The organism is Maridesulfovibrio pacificus (SeqCode) (assembly GCF_048612815.1).
Taxonomy (GTDB): Bacteria; Desulfobacterota; Desulfovibrionia; order Desulfovibrionales; family Desulfovibrionaceae; genus Maridesulfovibrio; species Maridesulfovibrio pacificus.
Genome location: NZ_JBLZNE010000001.1, coordinates 3,196,946 through 3,213,593, shown reverse-complemented (window position 1 = coordinate 3,213,593; position 16,648 = coordinate 3,196,946). Strand labels below are relative to the sequence as shown.

The following is a 16,648-nucleotide window of genomic DNA, read 5'->3' as shown; positions in this document are numbered from 1 at the left end:
AAACTACCAGCCGAGACTTTTCGTGCAAGTGCATTTGTCATGGAAAATAGGAAACTAAAGTGAAAACCCAGAATATCCCCAAAGCGACCATTAAAAGGCTCGCTGTTTACATACAGGTATTAACAGGACTCAAAAGGGACGGAGTAGAGGTGATTTCCTCTGAAAAACTTGCCCGGGCCTGTTCGGTCAATCCTTCTCAGATTCGTAAGGATCTTGCATACTTCGGTGAGTTCGGTGTGCGTGGTGTCGGATACTATGTGCATGAACTCATCTCTTCAATCAAGCAGTCTCTCGGTGTAGACCGGGTTTGGGGTTGCGCCCTTGTCGGCGTTGGCAACCTTGGACGAGCACTGTTGCGCCATAAGGAATTCGCCCTTCGCGGATTCTCTATTCGTGCGGCATTTGACTGCGACCCATACAAAATCGGGGAAGTTGTTTCCGGCCTTGAAGTTGTCTGCACCCGCCAGTTTAAAGCGCGAGTAGAAGAGCTGGGCTTGGAAATCGGTATTATCACCACACCGCCGGAAAGGGCGCAGCGTGCTGCTAACTATCTTGTTGACGGTGGCATTAAGGGAATTGTTAACTTCGCGCAGGCGAGGATTGATGTTCCTAAAAATGTTCCGGTTGAATACGTTGACTTCACCCATCACTTTTATTCCGTTGCTTTCAATATCAGCTCCATGGAATAAAAGTTTACGCAAATTGGTAAGAAATGAATCCCCTGTGACCTTGAGTCACAGGGGATTTTTTGTGCTATTCGACAGAGTATTGCTTTTTGATGTTGTGCTTTTTCAGCAAGGCATAGAGCCTGGAAACGGATATACCGGAGACCTTGGCTGCTTCAGACATGTTGGCTCTGCTTATGAGGATCAATTGTTCAAGGTAGATCTTTTCAGCATTATTAACTGCCTCGTCCCGATATTCTTTGAAAGGCTGTAGTTTGTTAGCATCCGGTATATTGACTTCCGGCATGGGAATGTCAATGTTCCGGTCCTGAGGTTTACGGGACTTGTTGCCTTTAATCAGGGTGAGACTGTTTTTGGCTTCATGCTTTGGTTGCACTGAAGCCTGAGCTGCTGATACTCGTAAACGGACCGGCAGATGGATGGGCAGGAATTCCCCGGCTCCGGGGTTTGATGTGAAAACCTGCTCCAGAACATTGAAAAGTTCACGCACGTTGCCCGGCCATGGGTATGATTTCAATGCATCTAGAAATTCGTCTGAAATAGCTATCGGCGGGGCATTAAAGTCTGCTGCAAGCTTGTTCAAATAGTAGCGCGAGAGCTTGTTAATGTCTTCGCCGCGTTGCCGTAATGGTGGAAGTTCGATTGTAAATGCTTGTAATCTGTAAAGAAGATCCTGCCTGAATCTACCGCTCTGGACCAAGGCATCAAGGTCGCGGTTTGTTGCCGCCACGAGCCTGAAATCACTTTGTTTTTCTTCATTGCCGCCTACAGGACGATAGGTCCGTTCCTGTAATACTCTCAGAAAAGATTTCTGCAACGAGATGGGCAGTTCGCCAACTTCGTCCAAGAAAAGGGTGCCGCCGTCAGCTTTGGCTATTAAACCTTCCTGACTTTTATCAGCGCTGGTAAATGCTCCTCGCTCATGCCCGAAGAGAATTGATTCAACGAGATTTTCTGGAATTGATGCACAGTCGACAATGATGAATGGTTCGGTTCGGCGCATGCTGTTGTCATGGACAGCCCGGGCAAAAAGCTCTTTACCCGTGCCGGTTTCCCCGAGCAGCAATACACCCACGTGGCTTTCCGCTGCTTTGGCCGCTTGTCCCAGGCAGCGCACTATGGATTCTGAGCGACCGACGATATTATGGTGACCCAGTTTGGGGCTGGAAGATTGTTTTTCAGTGCGGTACTGGAAAACTCTCTTCATGTGCAGCATGTATTCTTCCTGACTGGCGGGCTTGGCGATATAGTCCCATGCCCCGGAATTAATGGCCAACTCAGCTCCTTTGGAGTCACCTTGACCGGTGATAATGATCACTTCGGGCATGTTGCTGAGCAGTTGTAGTTCCGGTAGGGCATCGAGTCCGTTTCCATCTGGCAGAATTACATCGAGGAATACGACATCAAAGCGTTCCTCACGCGCAAGGGCCATGCCTTCTTTTAGGGTCAGGGCTTTCTCTCCATCATGTCCTACAGCTTCAGCTATGGCGATCAGCAGTTCCCCGATAAAGGGGTCATCATCAATAATTAAGACATTGGCCATCAGCATTTCCGATTGATTTTCAGTTGAAGTATAATATTAATAATTGGTCGGTGTTTAGAAGCATATGAGCATACGTTTTACCGCATATCAACCATTTTTAAAAAAACGTTGACTATTTAACGGTTCAGAAATAATTGACTAGTCAACAGTTGACTGGTCAATTGTTGATAAATCAACAGAGCAGGGTAGAATGATAAAAAAGCATGCTTCATTTGGATATATGAACGGGCAGATGGGACGGTTGCATAAGGCTATTCTAGCCGAGAAATTAAAGTCGGTAGGTATCACCTACGGGCAAATCGGTTTTATCATGCAGTCATTGCGCTATCCGGGAAGATCACAGGATGAATTATCAATGATTCTCAGTGTTGATAAAGCGGCTACCGCAAGGGCGGTCGCAAACTTAATTAAGATGGGATTGCTCTATAGAGAAGAGAATCCTGACAACAGACGCCAGAAACTGGTTTACCCGACAGAGAAAGCAAAGGCTATAAAGGATGATCTGCATAAAGAGTTGATGGCAGCGAATGAAATAATGATCTCCGGGCTGTCAGAAGAAGAAGCTAAAAAATTAATGGAATTGATGGGTAAAGTGATTGATACAAGCCGAGATCATCTGGGTATGCCCCGCGTCTGGGATTATTTGTAGTGATATTTCAGGAGAATATAATGGATGATGCAAAGAAAAAAGCAGTCATATTTACGGTGGCGGTGACTCAATTCACCATGCCGTTCATGTTTTCGGCTGTAGGAATAACCCTTCCGGTCATGGGCCGGGAATTCGGGGCCAGCGGTCTTGATTTAAGTCTTGTTGAATCGGTATACATCGGCAGTGTGGCTGCATTTTTACTGCCATTTGGCCGGTTGGCCGATATGCATGGCAGGCAGCCCATGTTCAGGCTCGGTGTTTTGCTGTTTGCAATTTTTACGTTGCTGGTCGGATTTGCCCAGAACATTGAAACTGTGATCGGGTTACGCATGATTCAGGGCATGGTCGGCGGTATGGGCATAGCTACCAATATGGCACTGCTGACCAATTCCGTGCCTAAAGAGGAGCGCGGAAAGGCCATGGGGATGGCTGTAGCTGCGGTATATGTAGGTCTTTCTGCAGGGCCATATATGGGAGGGCTTGTTACATCACATATGGGTTGGCGCTGGATTTATTATCTGAGCATGATTCCGCTTGGAATTTCATATTATGTTGCCCACCGTAATTTGAACGGAAAATTCCGGCCTTCGGATGAGAAATTCGATTATTCCGGAAGTTTTGTAGTTGCCCTTTCTGTTGCAGCCATTGTTTTTGGCGGAACTAGTCTCGGTGCAGGATGGTTTGGTCCAGCAGCATTAATAGCAGGCTTGCTTGGTGTTGCGCTCTTTATCTACATGCAGAATAAAGCAGAATCTCCATTGGTGGAATTGACCCTGTTCAAGGAAAGGCGTGATTTTTCCGATGCCGCACTGGTGCAGTTTATCAACTATGCCGGGACATTCGGGATAGTTTTTCTTTTCAGTCTCTACATGCAGTCCGTGAAGGGATTCAGTCCCCATGATGCCGGACTGGTGCTGGTTATTCAGCCGATTGTTCAGGCCGTGCTTTCACCGCTTTGCGGCAGACTTGCTGACAAGTTTTCCCCGCGGGTGTTGGCTTTGCTGGGCATGTTGGCCTGCACTGCCGGGACTATCATGGGAGCAATGGTCACAGCGGACACAAGCCTTCCCTATCTCTACACCATGTTTGTGGTGCTGGGCATCGGTTTTGCGCTGTTCTCCTCACCTAATATGATAATTCTTATGAGCAGCGTGCCTCCTTCCCGTTATGGTTTTGCCTCTGCAATTTCAGGTGGGCTCAGGACTATCGGCATGGTTTTCAGCATGGTTATCATCGCTATTTTCCTTTCCACGATTATGGGCAAGGCTCCGGTCAGCCCTGAATCAGCAGCCGAATATCTGACAGTTATGCGCTTTTCTCTTTCCAGTTTATCTGTTCTTTGCGGTATAGCGGTCCTGATTTCCATTCGTGCTGTGCTGAAAAGGCAAGGAGTTGCCAAGAATGACCTTTGTGTGCAATCTGCCGGGAACAGCAAGGAGGACTAATGGCGGAAATTAATATTAAAGCTGCCGATATTCTCGGTGCGGCAAGTAAGGCCGGACGAAAGTTAAAGGATAATACGGCTCAGGATGAAGGATTCAAGGCAGCTATTGATCAGGCAAGGGTTCTGGCCTATTATCTGACCCTGCTGGTTAAGTGGAACAAGTCCATGAATCTGGTTGGCCCTCAGTGTTGGGAGCAGGTCTTTCATTCCCTGATTATCGATAGCCTGCATCTGGCTGATTTTCTGGATTCGCTGGAATTACCCGCCAATCCGGTAACTCTGGACCTCGGAGCCGGGGCCGGATTGCCCGGAATCCCCCTGCGTGCTCTCTGGCAGGCCGGGGATTATCGTCTGGTGGAATCACGTGAAAAACGTTGCATTTTCATGCGTACAGCCCTGCGGATGATGAAACTGCCACGCACAGATGTTTTTCAGGGCCGCGCGGAAAAGATTCCGTCCGAAACTCTTCCTGCTGATCTTATTCTCAGCAAGGCGTTCATGCCTTGGAAAGAACTTTTGGAATTCGTTAAGCCCATGCTGGCCGAGCAAGGCAGGATCGTTATCCTATCCAATGACCCTGCGCCTTCTGAGCAGGAGCTGGAAGGTCCGGGCTATGTGCTGGAAGATTCCATGCAATACAAAGCCGGAGATAAAACGCACAATTTCTGGTGTCTGCGAAGAATTTGAAATATCGAATAAAAGCGGCCTTGATTCACTCGAATCAAGGCCGCTTTTTTGTTGGCAGTGAAAATTATTTTTCTTCTTCTTGGTTTGCTCCGGAAAGAGCTTCCAGCAGACCGCCTTTGAAGATCAGCTTGGTGGCGTGTTCATCGGCGATTTCAGCTACATCCATGAGCTTCTCAAGGAACTCTAGGATCTCAAATCTTTTCTCTTCAGTTCCGTTATCAAATTCAAATTTCATATCACCGGAAGTCATGTATTCTTCCAGTCTTTCAAGGTAATCCATCTTAAGCATAACTATCTCCAATAGCAGGAAATTTATATATCAAATTATTAAAAGCGCGAAGCGCATCAATCCATGCCTTTAAACATGATGATAAGGTGAACCGCGAAGTATGGACGCAGCACGGTAGAGCTGCTCAAGGAGCATTGTCCGGGCCAGCTCGTGGGGCAGGGTCATCTTGCTTAAGCTAAGTTTGACTCTTGCCGCGTTTTTGACCTCATCTGCCAGTCCGAAAGGACCACCGATAACGAAAGTTGGGGTCAGGTTCGGATCTTCAGTCCAGCGCTGCAGATGCTTGGAAAGCTCCACCGAGGTCATTTCCTTGCCTTTCTCATCAAGGCAGATGAGCATGTCAGAAGGCTTGATTTTAGCCATGATAGCCTTGCCTTCGTGCTGAACTTTGTCCATGGGCGGCAGTTTGCCCGGTGCATCTTTGAGAATGGTTTCGTCCAGCTTGTGGAAGCGTCCTAGTTTTTTTGTGTAGTGGGCGCAGGCATCACGGAAAAAAGGTTCCTTGAGCTTGCCGACCCATACAAATTGTAGTTTGCTCATTGTTAAATTTGTTTAAGGGTTGCGTCCAACTTGCCGTCTTCAATGGAAACGAGCACATATCCGCCGCCGGAAGCCATGCCGGGGTTGAAAATGCGGGACTTGCCGATGGAATCCTCGCCTCTGGATTCGTGAATGTGTCCGCAGAGAACTATATCCGGTTGGTGCTTTTCGATGAAATTGCGTACGGATTTGCTGCCTACATGCATACCATTGCCGATGACATCCAGTTTGGTGTTGAACGGGGAATCGTGGACTACCAGAAGCAGTTGTTCGTAATCGCCCAGTTCATGGTAGGTCTCTTCCAGATATTGTGTCATTTCATCTTCAGATATCTCGCTGGGAGTTCCGAATGGAGTATTGATGGAGCAGCCTACGCCCATGGTTTTTATACCTTGTGCAATCTCACGTACTTCGCAGTGCAGGTTGGCACCTTTTTCCTTTAAGAACTCGGTGACATTGCTTCTGTCCATATTACCGAGCTGGGCGAGGATGTTTTTGTTCCTGCGGTATACGCTGTTCCAGACTTTTTCGATTGCCCCTTCAGGGGAATGGTTGGTCAGGTCCCCGGTGATGATTACCCCGTCGGCTTCTTCAAGGTCCGGGAGTAGATCAATAAATTTAAGACTCTGGTGAACATCGCCGAAAGCGATCCATTTCTTATTGGATTCAGGCATGCTGCCTCCGATTGTATATGGCTCAGTTATTAATTTATATGCATTGGTTCCGGAAAAAAACGAATAGCATTAATGGCCTTAAAAACCAATGGTGCCAAGGTCCGTGTGCTGGTTGAGACGGGGATCTTTCCGTTATTGTCGCACTTGGTGATTGATTTTTGTGACCTGATTGTGCTTAATTTTCTTAGACCATGATTGAAATAGAAAAATAGGTGGCCGAATTGGATAAAGAAATCATTAGACGGCAATTGCTGGAAAAACGTTCTGCCATGCGTGGAGCGGATGTGGATTCCATGAGCAGTAATATTGTTGATGCGGTACTATCCCTTGAACAATGGGAGCTGGCTGAGGAAGTTCTGCTTTACTGGCCCATCAGAAATGAGGTCGATGTGCGGCCTTTGCTGAAAAACGCATGGGATGGTAACAAGAGGCTTTTCATGCCCTGTTGTCGTAAAAACGAGCCGGGACAGATGGATTTCGGCGTTGTCAGAGCTGAAGCTGATTTAACATCGGGATCATTCGGTATCAAGGAACCCTGCCGGACCCGTTGCGAGTTCCCGGATGCTGTTTCACCGGATTTGTTAATTGTTCCCGGTGTGGGATTTAACCGCAGCGGGTTTCGTATCGGCTTCGGAGGCGGTTACTATGACCGTTTTTTGGCTCGTCCGCAGAAGGATGGATTTCTTTCTGTGGGAGTCTGTTACGATTTCCAACTGGTAGAGGGATTTCCTGTTGAGCCTTGGGATAAAGCCGTGCAGCTGGTCTGCACAGATAAGGAAAAGATATGGCAAAAATAAATTTTATACCTTTTGTGTTTCCGGGTTTGGAGAAGGTTTCGGTTGCTTTCACTACCAGAGAATGTGGCAGCTGCAAGGACCCTTATAATGGGGGAAATATTTCCTATGATGTAGGCGATGATCCTTATGACGTACGGTCCAATCGTACAGAATTAGCAGCATCGCTGGGAATCTCGCATTGGCATGAGTGCATTCAGGTTCATGGCGATGTTATGCATTATGAGCTTAAAGAAGGTTCTCCTGCAGATGCTCCCAGCCTTGAGGGGGACGGTCTTGCTACTTCAGCTCCCGGGCATGCGCTTGTTATTAAGACCGCTGATTGCCAGCCGATCATGATCGCTCATAAGAATGGTGATTTTGTAGCTGGATTGCACAACGGCTGGCGGGGCAATGCCATTAATTTTCCGGGCAAGGGAGTGGCGGATATTTGTGAACGTTATAGCTGTGACCCCAAGGATCTGCTCGCCGTGCGTGGTCCCAGCCTGAGCCCTGCGGTATCGCAGTTTATTAATTTTACATCTGATTTCGGTCCGGGCTTTGATTCATACTTTGAAAAGGAATCCAGCACGGTTGACCTCTGGAAGCTGACAATCGATCAATTGGTGGAGGCCGGACTTAAACGGCGGAATATCCATTCCATTGATCTGTGCACTTATTCAATGGAACAGAGTTTCTTTTCCTATCGACGGGAAAAGGTTACCGGACGACAGTGCTCACTTATCTGGATCAAGTAGTTTGATTTATGGGTAATAAAAAGCCCCCGCAGAGTATATTCTTTGCGGGGGCTTTAATATTGGTATGATTCGTAAAGCTATGATCTTTCGTACCGTTCAATAAGCTTGAAGACTCTTTCGGCCAGCTGGTTGATTTCAGCTTTGGAGATCTGGTCGTCAGCGCCGACGGATTCACCTTTGTGGTACAGGGTGTCGGTGATGATGGAGGAGCAGAGCAGTACCGGGATGTTGCGGAGATCATGATCATCCTTGATACGCTTGGTCAGGTTATGACCGTCCATAACCGGCATCTCAATATCGGTGACTACAATGTCCAGATAATCATTGATGGATCTGCCTTCAGATTCGGCTGAGGCTTTCCATTCCACGATCTTATCCCAGGCAGCCTTACCGTTGTGGGTTCTGGTAACCCGGAAACCGGCATCTTCCAGCATCTGTCCGATCATGCGGCGGATCATGGTGGAGTCATCGGAAATAAGTGCCTTGAGTTGGCGTTTTTCGATTTTGTCTACCAGTGATGCTTCCGGCATGTCGGTAATATCCATGTCCGGGTTAAGATCGGCAACGATCTTTTCGAGGTCAAGCAGGAATACAATTCTTCCTTCGAGTTTAACCACGCCGGTGATGGAGTTCGCTGTAAGCGAGGAAACCTGTTTGCTCGGTGCCTCAACCTGTTCCCAGCTGATGCGGTGAATGCGTGTTACGCCGGAAACAAGGAAGGCTGTGGAAATTTTGTTGAATTCGGTGACGATAACTTTGGGTGCTTCGTCTTCAATTCTATTTTTGCCAACCCTGCGACTGAGATCAATCAGGGGAATAATTTCCGACCTGAGATCGAAGGCCCCCAGAACAGCATCGTTTGCTGCATCGGGCATATCGGTCAACTCAGGCAAACGAATGATCTCAACGACCTTGGCAACGTTGATGCCGTAGTAGCTGCGGCGAGTTGAACCGTCATGTACATTGTCAACTTCATCGATATAAAACTCAACAATTTCAAGCTCGTTGGTGCCTGATTCAAGCAGAATATTAGTTTGGGACATTCTCATCCTCCCCTGAAAAAATAATGTATCAAGCCAGCGTCATAGAACAGAGCAACTTTTGCTCATAGTAATGTTAGCCTGAAATGCTTGTTTATGAAAGATTTTTTTCATCTTCATGTTCTTGGTAATAAAACATTTCCAGTTTAATCGGCAGGAAAAGTCAACTAGGTTTTTGTGAAAATTGAAAAAAATAAGAAAAATAATAACACGATAAGTCGAAACTACATCAAATTATCATAAACTTTGATGTAGTCGTTAATCATTCTTATATGGGAGTACCGTTTTTTCCCTTTTTGAAATCCACGACTGCCCATTTCCTTTGCTAGCCTGCTGTTTTTAAGCAGCATAATTACCTTTTCGGCAAATGTTTGTTTTTCATAAGGGGGAATTAGGATTCCATCTTCACCATCGACAATCTGCTCCAGCACGCCGCCTACTGCGTAACTTACAGGAGCTAACCCTTGGGCCATTGCTTCAAGTATTATCAATGGATGATTGTCGCCGAGAGTCGGGTAGGCCAGTACGTCTGCCGCAGCCAGAAATTTGGAAAGTGTGTGGCTGTCCACATAAGGCACAGAGATAAAGTCCCCGTCTCTGCTGTTTTCATTGCCTCCTATGGCAAAACATAATGCTTCCGGCACTGCCGCTTTGATCGTTGCCCAGTAATTTTTCCATTGCGGTCCGGATTTATAGGCAGCTTGAACACCTCCGTGGGCAACAAAGAGCATTACCTTCGATGCCGGATGGATTCCAAGTTCCCGCCTGATTTGGTTCTTATTTGCGGGTGCGTCCGGCCAAGGTATGCCGTTGGGGATAATTTTAGGTTTCAAGGTCGGATCAGCCTTGCGGGCAAGTCTACTCAGCCAGCCTGAAGGTGAAACAAGCACTGCCTTGGAGTCGATTATGGCTTCGATACGTTCTTTGCGGACCTGTTCAGAATTTGGAAAATTTCGAGGACAAGTGCGGCACTTGTTTTTAAATTCTGGACAGTCGATGGGGGAGGCACAGCCTCCGGTGATCATCTGGGTATCGTGCAGGGTGATTACTGTTTTGCAGTTCCCCGGTATTGCTCTCAGGAATTTTGTTGGGTTCTTCGAAGTGTGCAGGTGGACGATACTGTTTTCCGGGATTGCCTGTGCAGCCAGATCCGGGGAGATCAACTCCTCATCTGTTTTTTCCGAGGCTTCGAAGGAATGAACAGAACGGTTGCCCTCATCAAGTAAGCCTTGATGCAGCAACAGGGCCACCCTTGCAGCACCACCGCTTTTTTTGAGGATGGTGTGATGCACTACTGTCCGTTTCAACATACTTTTTCCAGAATATCGTGTTTCAGGCTCCAAAGGATGTGAAACTGAGTTTCGCGTTCGGTCATGTCAGCAGCAATTGTTTTGATTTTGCCTGCAAGATCTGCTGCGCTGATCGGCTTACGGGCAAAGAAGGCCATCTTACGGATGACTTGTTCCTGAAGAAATCTGTCCACTCCTTTATACATGAGCGGAAATTCGCGTCCCTGATAGATAGCCATGCCGGTTGTTCCCGTTACCAGCTTTGTTTCCGGGCTCAGGGTTTCTGTGAGGTAATGGGAAAAGGTTTCACCCATACGGAGCTGAACAGGATGTAGAATCTCGCGCAGGGCATCTTTATCCACCGGAACAGTATTGAGCTTTTCCCAGAGTTTGATGTGCTGTTCAATCACTGTAGTCCAGTTGAATTGCTCACGGACCCGTTTGGCCCCGGCGGCACCCATTCGGGATCGCAGTTGCGGATCGTTGATCAGTTTTTCCAGTCCGGCAGCGAGTTGCGGGGTGTTCACGGCGGTCTGCTGGGCCATTAACAGGTGGTAATGGTTGTCAAAGCATAGCGGGGCCATGAGGTCCAGTTCCGGTGTGGCTTCCGGGCCGATGGTTTCAATAAGCATCCCGGTTTCGCCATCAACCACCAGATCCTTGTAGCCGTCGTAATCGGATGCAATTACCGGCAGGCCGGAGGCACCTGCTTCCAGAACCGTGATGCCGAAAGTTTCCTGTGGATTGTCGGAGATGGATACAAAAATATCTGCAGCCCGGTAGAGATCAAGTTTTTTAGCTTCAGAAGGCCGTCCAATGATGGATAGTTCCAGTCCCATGTTGCGACCCAGTTGGGCCAGAGTATCCGGAAAATCGTCTTCTTCATCGACCCATCCACCGAGAAGTACCCGTACTTTTTCCCGGTTCATGCCCGAGGCGAAGAGTCTTTGCATGGCTCGGAGCAGGGGCAGGACATCCATTTTGGAATGATGCGCTATGCGTCCAAATACGAGGATGTTGATCCGTTCGTCATCGGCATCAATTCCGAGATTGAGTTTGGCCTCTGCTTTTAAATGTTCATTCGGCGGTGCAAGCTGGCCGGGATCAATGCCCAGCGGAATTTTTCTTATCTGCGGTGTGGGATGAGTTTCTTCACTCAGGCCCAGCCCTTCGCGCAAGTGTTTGAAATATTTTTCAACAACAACGATTCCGGTATTGGAAGTAGTCACAATGCAGTCCCGTCCGGTTGTGCCCTTCCATAGATAATTAAGGAAAAATGAACCGTAGTTGCTGTAACTCAAGGAATGGGTCGTTCCGGTAATCGGAAAGATGTTTCGGGCGTATTTGTTACGGACCCGGGCCAGATGGGGCGGGTAGTTGATGCAGTCAGACTGGTGGAAGCAGAAGTAATCACGGGTGGCGATCTCAGTAGGCAGGTCCCGGCGGTCCATGAGTTTTATCCGCCCTGCATCCATAATAGCCGGATAGCTGCTTTGAAGAAACTTGCGTAGTCCTTGTCTGACCCCTGCTCCGGAAAGGAAGAAGTGATACTCAGCAAACGGGTCCGCTTCGAGTAATCCGTTTAAGAAACCTGAGTTGGCTACTTTCCTGCCAATAATGGGTCCGCTTTCGTAGAATGGGTCCAGAGTTCCCCATATTCTTTGAGTTTTCATACGTTATTTCAAGCCACATTTGGCCCGCTCTTGTCAAAGGATTTATTTGCCGCGCGCAGTTTTGTCGGACTGACGGTTTTCCGGCACTCTTTGCCGTTTTCATGATTGCCTAAGGACAATGCGTGTTGTGAAAAAGCTCTCGCAAATAATTATAATCCCTGCTTAGTTTTTATTTAAATATCCGTTATCTAAGGCTTTAGTGTTGTATATATGCCGGTTGCTCTCTTGAGAATCTGTCTGTCGTTATCTTCTAAATATATAGTGGCCCTTATTTTGCAAAATATCGGGTGGAATATTGTTTCTGACAGCTAATCAAGGAGACCTGAAATGAAAAGAGGACACAGGCCTGAACTGCTTTGGGGGTTCGGCCTAAACAGCAACGAAGCCGGTAAAATCGAGGATTCCCTCGGGCCCGGATTCTTTTTGAGAAATTTTTCCGAGCGTTCATTGCCCGGTGAAAAGGAACTGAGTAATAATGAAAAGCCAGCCGCCACCTGGATTCCGCAAAGAGTCTGGGAGGAACTGCCGGAAGATAGGCGCATGGCCTATCGCAACCTTGAATCCACTCAGCGTATCCTGATTCAGGATGATAGGAACAACGCTGATCTGGAGCAGGTGCTTGAAGACGGTTTTTTGGCAGTAGTAAGCTCTCCGCTCACAAGTTCCAAGGTGCAGGACGCTCTGTTCAGAGCCAAGGAAATTTCCGGTCTTTATGGTGACCTTTACCGTATGACTGAGGAAATTATCCTTGAGCGTGAACTGCTTTCCCGTAAAACCGAACAGCTTATGTTCTTGAACACCGTGCTTTCCAATGCCACTGAGCGTCTTGAAGTTGCGGATATCCTCGGACAGGCCGCTGAAGACCTCAAGATGCTTCTCCCGGTTTATTCGGTACAGGGTGCCTTTTGGGATGTTCTGCCCACAGGAAAGCACATTGATGCAGAAATTTTTATCAATCCCGGTCAGGCCGAAAATGTCCAGTCCGAATGGATTGAGCTAATGATTGAAAATGTGGTTGCCCTCAGCGGTATGGAAGTTTCCAGCTACAACATGTCTGAAACCGTGCCAGTGGGTAGCAATCAGATGATCTACAGCCCCGGAGCCGGGAGAATTCTGGCTCTGCCGCTGGTCGCCCGTGGCGAGAAGTTCGGTTGTCTGGTCATGCTTTGCGAACGTAATATTAGATTGGCCAAGGATCAGGTGTCCTCCCTTAATGCTGCGGTCAATCACCTCTCGCTTGCTTTGAGCAACGCCATCATGTTCAACAAGATTAAGACCCGTGCAAACCGGGACGGACTTACCAGAGTCTACAACCGCCGCAGTTTTGACGAAAGATTGGTCGAAGAATTCAAGCGTCACCAGCGTTTGAATACCGAACTTTCCCTGCTCATGGTTGATCTGGACCATTTTAAGACTGTGAATGACACATACGGTCATATGGCCGGTGACATGGTTCTTGAAAAAGTGGCCAGAATGTTTGAGGGAACTTTCAGATCCACTGATTTCATCGCCCGCTACGGTGGAGAAGAATTTGTAATCCTGCTGCCTCACACCAGAGAAGATCAAGCGGAGATGCTTGCAGAGCGGATCAGGGCCAAGATTGAATCCTGCGCCATGACTTATCAGGATAAGAATTTTAACATAACTGCCAGTATCGGCGTTTCTTCCGTACGTCCGGGAAGTCTTGAAAAAGATACCGAGATTGTTCGTAAGGCTGATGAGGCTCTTTACGATGCTAAGATGCAGGGACGTAACCGGGTGGTCGTATCCCCCATGCGCCCCAAGCTGAGAATTATGTAATTTACGAGGTTTCCTTCAGCCTATAGCTGTCAGGCTGATCTAAAGGGGTTCCGGTTGTCGGAGCCCTTTTTTTTTGGATAAACCAGTTATAAATTTACGGATTATACCCCTTTCTCTGGTTGTTGTGTTATTTATATTTTCATTATACTTGAAAACTGAATGGCTTTTCAGTCTGATTTAAGCTAGGAGCATTGTCTCAGGGCGTCAGAGCCCGTGTTTATTAAGTTGCGGTGTTTTTCTTGAATGCGAATTCAATGGAATGCCCGTACAGGAGTTTGATATGAATGAATTATTATGGCTTGGCTTTGCGGTCATGGACCTAAGCCTTGTTCTTATTATTTATAGATTTTTCGGCAAGATAGGCTTGTTTGGTTTAATCGTATTCAATCTGATCCTTTGTAATATTCAGGTTCTGAAGACTATTGAACTGTTCGGAATGACCACCACTTTAGGCAATATCCTTTATGCCAGCGTTTTTCTTTCCACTGACATGCTCAGTGAGTTTTACGGCAAAAAAGAAGCCAAGAAAGCTGTCTATCTGGGCTTTGTGGTTCTGGTCATGGCTGTGGTCTATATGCAGCTGGCCCTCATGTTCACTCCGGCTGCGGATGATTTCGCTCAGCCTCATCTTGAAGCTATTTTCGGGTTCCTGCCCCGTATTGCGCTCGGCAGCATGGCCGCGTATATTGTCTCCCAGCTGAATGATGTTTATATTTTTCATCTTCTTAAGGACAAAATGGGAGAGCGCCACCTCTGGTTGCGTAACAATGCTTCCACCTTGTTCAGTCAGTTTCTTGATTCGTCCGTATTCTGTTTCGTGGCCCTGTGGGGACTCTTTCCTTTTGACGTTTGGGTGGAAATTCTTTTTACTACCTACCTCTTTAAGGTTATAGTGGCGGTGATGGACACACCGTTCCTGTATATGGCCCGTCGGCTGCATTCCCGTGTGTCCGAAGTCTGATAGTCTGTTCTTGACCGGGCGAGTGCCTTAGAAAATCGAATCCTAATTTTGCAAAATACGAGGTTGCCAATGAGTAAAATGTTTGGAAAATCCGTTCCTTTTTATAAGATGCAGGGCTGCGGCAATGATTTCGTAATTATCGATAACCGTGAACTGGGCGTGCCTGTTGAGAAGATGTCTCTCTGGGCAGAGAAGCTTTGCCAGCGTGCTTTCGGTGTTTATGCCGATGGACTTTTTTTCATTGAAAACGCACCGGAAGGTTCCGGTCTTGATTTTGTCTGGCAGTTCTACAATTCCGACGGTTCCAGAGCGGAAATGTGCGGTAACGCATCCCGTTGTGCCGGAAGACTGGCCCATGCGCTGGATATTGCCGGCGAGCAGCACGTTTTCGGTTCAGATGCCGGTCCCATCAAGGTTCAGGTCTTTCCTGAGCTTGAGGAAGTTAAGGTTCAGCTTACCCCGCCTGAAGGTCTGGTTGTGAAGCAGACTCTTGAGATTGAAGGCGAAGAATACGAGTATCATTTTGCCAACACCGGCGTTCCGCACGTTGTTGTTCAGGTTGCCGATGTTGAAGAAGTGGACATTAAGAAACTTGGCGCTGCATTCCGCTACCACGAGGCTTTTGCTCCTGCCGGGACCAACGTGAACTTCGTACAGATTGATGATAATGACAGCCTCATTGTGCGCACCTATGAAAGAGGCGTAGAAGATGAAACCTATGCGTGCGGAACCGGAGTAAGCGCAGTGCAGGTTACCCTCTTTGAACAGGGGCTGACCGATGCTGCGGTACGCGTTCGTACTTCCGGCGGCGAAATCCTTAAGGTTATCATTGAAGACGGTAATGTCTTTTTGCAGGGCGGTGCCGAACTCACCTTTTCCGGTGAGGTCTACCTTGAGTCTTTGGGAATTGAATAGCATTACAGGTTAGATATTTGTGAGACGGGCACCGCATTTTTGCGGTGTCTTTTTACTTATTCTGAAAAACATACCAGAATAGAATAAAATCCAATATAGCCGAAATCAGTCCTTGCATGGGATGAGTATTCCTTGTATAGCCTTCTTTTCGCAACAGTAATGATTTACTGGATAATGGGTTTTCTTGTTTTTCAGTAAAATTTATTGGTTTGTGAGACAAAACAAAAGAGCGGTGTTGACCACTTTTTGTTAACAGATTGAAATTAAAACATTAAATGTATGTGTGTTATTACATAATAAACTGGCACGATTTTGGCTTAGTTTGAAAGTAATAATGATTGCAGAATAATGAACTAAGGGAGAGATAAAAATGGCAAATAATGAACTTACCAAGCTTTTACAGGACGTTGTACTCAAAAACGACAAGCCTGCACGTGATGTTGCAAACGAAATCAATAAGCCTTACCCCACCCTTCTTCGTGAAATTAACCCCGAAGATAAAGGTGCTAAAGTAGGCGTTGAAGAACTTATTCCCATCATGAAAGCTACCGGTAGCATTCGTCCCCTGACCAGGCTTGCAAACATCATGGGTTACGTACTTGTTCCCATGGATATCAATCCTGAAGATCCTGACGAAGCAAACTACATGGCTCTCGATCTCATGGACGGTTTCGGTCGTTACTCCAAGGCTCTCAAAAGCGCCCTGCAGGCTGATCCTTCCGATGAACTGGTAGATTCCGTAGAACAGGAAGGCTTTGAAGCAATCACCGCTATCCTGACCATGGTTCACTACCTGCGTAAAAGATCTGAAGAAGAAAAAGCCAAGAACGCACCTCGTCTCGCTCAGGTCAGCTAACTGACATTCTGAGTCGATCGATAAGGTTCCATCAAAAAAATCCCCGCCAATTGATACTGGCGGGGATTTTT

Annotated in this window: 17 protein-coding genes; 10 read left to right on the top strand and 7 right to left on the bottom strand. The window is 47.3% G+C overall.

Features of this window, described 5'->3' with window-relative positions; translation table 11 throughout:
- Positions 1-59: 59 nt before the first annotated feature.
- The gene (locus ACNI23_RS14810) at positions 60-689 is read left to right on the top strand and encodes a redox-sensing transcriptional repressor Rex (RefSeq protein ID WP_015853584.1); all 630 of its coding nucleotides are present in this window, start codon (positions 60-62) and stop codon (positions 687-689) included.
- A gap of 64 nt (positions 690-753) precedes the next feature.
- Here ACNI23_RS14810 and ACNI23_RS14805 read toward each other — a convergent pair whose 3' ends face one another.
- The gene (locus ACNI23_RS14805; RefSeq protein ID WP_420249826.1) at positions 754-2,229 is read right to left on the bottom strand and encodes a sigma-54-dependent transcriptional regulator; all 1,476 of its coding nucleotides are present in this window, start codon (positions 2,227-2,229) and stop codon (positions 754-756) included.
- A gap of 190 nt (positions 2,230-2,419) precedes the next feature.
- Between ACNI23_RS14805 and ACNI23_RS14800 the strand changes: the two genes are divergently transcribed.
- From ACNI23_RS14800 to rsmG, 3 genes are read left to right on the top strand one after another with little or no spacing between them, the layout of a single operon-like run.
- Positions 2,420-2,878 carry a MarR family winged helix-turn-helix transcriptional regulator gene (locus ACNI23_RS14800; RefSeq protein ID WP_420249824.1) on the top strand — a complete coding sequence of 153 codons (459 nt, stop codon included), beginning with the start codon at positions 2,420-2,422 and terminating at the stop codon, positions 2,876-2,878.
- Positions 2,879-2,898: 20 nt separating this feature from the next.
- Complete coding sequence (locus ACNI23_RS14795) at positions 2,899-4,323, top strand: MFS transporter (protein ID WP_420249823.1); 1,425 nt, start codon at positions 2,899-2,901, stop codon at positions 4,321-4,323.
- On the top strand, positions 4,323-5,009 hold the full coding sequence (gene rsmG / locus ACNI23_RS14790; RefSeq protein WP_420249821.1) for a 16S rRNA (guanine(527)-N(7))-methyltransferase RsmG: 687 nt from the start codon (positions 4,323-4,325) through the stop codon (positions 5,007-5,009). The genes ACNI23_RS14795 and rsmG overlap by 1 nt, the downstream gene beginning before the upstream one ends.
- Positions 5,010-5,073: 64 nt before the next feature.
- On the opposite strand, the gene ACNI23_RS14785 is transcribed toward rsmG, so the two are convergent.
- The 3 genes from ACNI23_RS14785 to ACNI23_RS14775 all read right to left on the bottom strand — a co-directional run bounded on the left by ACNI23_RS14785 (position 5,074) and on the right by ACNI23_RS14775 (position 6,512).
- On the bottom strand, positions 5,074-5,298 hold the full coding sequence (locus ACNI23_RS14785) for a hypothetical protein (protein WP_420249820.1): 225 nt from the start codon (positions 5,296-5,298) through the stop codon (positions 5,074-5,076).
- Between the two features lie 69 nt (positions 5,299-5,367).
- Positions 5,368-5,838: a 23S rRNA (pseudouridine(1915)-N(3))-methyltransferase RlmH gene (locus ACNI23_RS14780; RefSeq protein WP_420249817.1), complete on the bottom strand. Its 471-nt coding sequence runs from the start codon at positions 5,836-5,838 to the stop codon at positions 5,368-5,370.
- Positions 5,839-5,840: 2 nt separating this feature from the next.
- Positions 5,841-6,512: a metallophosphoesterase family protein gene (locus ACNI23_RS14775; protein WP_420249816.1), complete on the bottom strand. Its 672-nt coding sequence runs from the start codon at positions 6,510-6,512 to the stop codon at positions 5,841-5,843.
- A 212-nt stretch (positions 6,513-6,724) separates the two neighbouring features.
- Between ACNI23_RS14775 and ACNI23_RS14770 the strand changes: the two genes are divergently transcribed.
- Positions 6,725-7,309 carry a 5-formyltetrahydrofolate cyclo-ligase gene (locus ACNI23_RS14770; RefSeq protein ID WP_420249814.1) on the top strand — a complete coding sequence of 195 codons (585 nt, stop codon included), beginning with the start codon at positions 6,725-6,727 and terminating at the stop codon, positions 7,307-7,309.
- A complete protein-coding gene (locus ACNI23_RS14765; RefSeq protein WP_420249812.1) occupies positions 7,297-8,043 on the top strand; it encodes a purine nucleoside phosphorylase YfiH/LACC1 family protein in 747 nt (248 codons plus the stop codon). The genes ACNI23_RS14770 and ACNI23_RS14765 overlap by 13 nt, the downstream gene beginning before the upstream one ends.
- A 77-nt stretch (positions 8,044-8,120) precedes the next feature.
- On the opposite strand, the gene ACNI23_RS14760 is transcribed toward ACNI23_RS14765, so the two are convergent.
- From ACNI23_RS14760 to ACNI23_RS14750, 3 genes are all read right to left on the bottom strand, one after another.
- The gene (locus ACNI23_RS14760) at positions 8,121-9,086 is read right to left on the bottom strand and encodes a chemotaxis protein (protein ID WP_420249810.1); all 966 of its coding nucleotides are present in this window, start codon (positions 9,084-9,086) and stop codon (positions 8,121-8,123) included.
- 221 nt (positions 9,087-9,307) lie between these two features.
- Positions 9,308-10,393 carry a glycosyltransferase gene (locus ACNI23_RS14755; protein WP_420249808.1) on the bottom strand — a complete coding sequence of 362 codons (1,086 nt, stop codon included), beginning with the start codon at positions 10,391-10,393 and terminating at the stop codon, positions 9,308-9,310.
- Positions 10,387-12,045: a glycosyltransferase family 4 protein gene (locus ACNI23_RS14750; RefSeq protein ID WP_420249806.1), complete on the bottom strand. Its 1,659-nt coding sequence runs from the start codon at positions 12,043-12,045 to the stop codon at positions 10,387-10,389. Before ACNI23_RS14750 ends, ACNI23_RS14755 begins: the two co-directional genes overlap by 7 nt.
- 327 nt (positions 12,046-12,372) lie before the next feature.
- On the opposite strand from ACNI23_RS14750, the gene ACNI23_RS14745 reads away from it, so the two are divergent.
- The 4 genes from ACNI23_RS14745 to ACNI23_RS14730 all read left to right on the top strand — a co-directional run bounded on the left by ACNI23_RS14745 (position 12,373) and on the right by ACNI23_RS14730 (position 16,577).
- Entirely contained in the window at positions 12,373-13,845 is a 1,473-nt protein-coding gene (locus tag ACNI23_RS14745; RefSeq protein WP_420249804.1) for a sensor domain-containing diguanylate cyclase, read from the top strand.
- Between the two features lie 280 nt (positions 13,846-14,125).
- A complete protein-coding gene (locus ACNI23_RS14740; protein ID WP_420249801.1) occupies positions 14,126-14,806 on the top strand; it encodes a queuosine precursor transporter in 681 nt (226 codons plus the stop codon).
- Positions 14,807-14,875: 69 nt separating this feature from the next.
- On the top strand, positions 14,876-15,721 hold the full coding sequence (gene dapF / locus ACNI23_RS14735; RefSeq protein ID WP_420249799.1) for a diaminopimelate epimerase: 846 nt from the start codon (positions 14,876-14,878) through the stop codon (positions 15,719-15,721).
- Positions 15,722-16,091: 370 nt separating this feature from the next.
- Positions 16,092-16,577 carry a phage regulatory CII family protein gene (locus ACNI23_RS14730; RefSeq protein WP_015853567.1) on the top strand — a complete coding sequence of 162 codons (486 nt, stop codon included), beginning with the start codon at positions 16,092-16,094 and terminating at the stop codon, positions 16,575-16,577.
- The last annotated feature ends 71 nt before the right edge of the window (positions 16,578-16,648 follow it).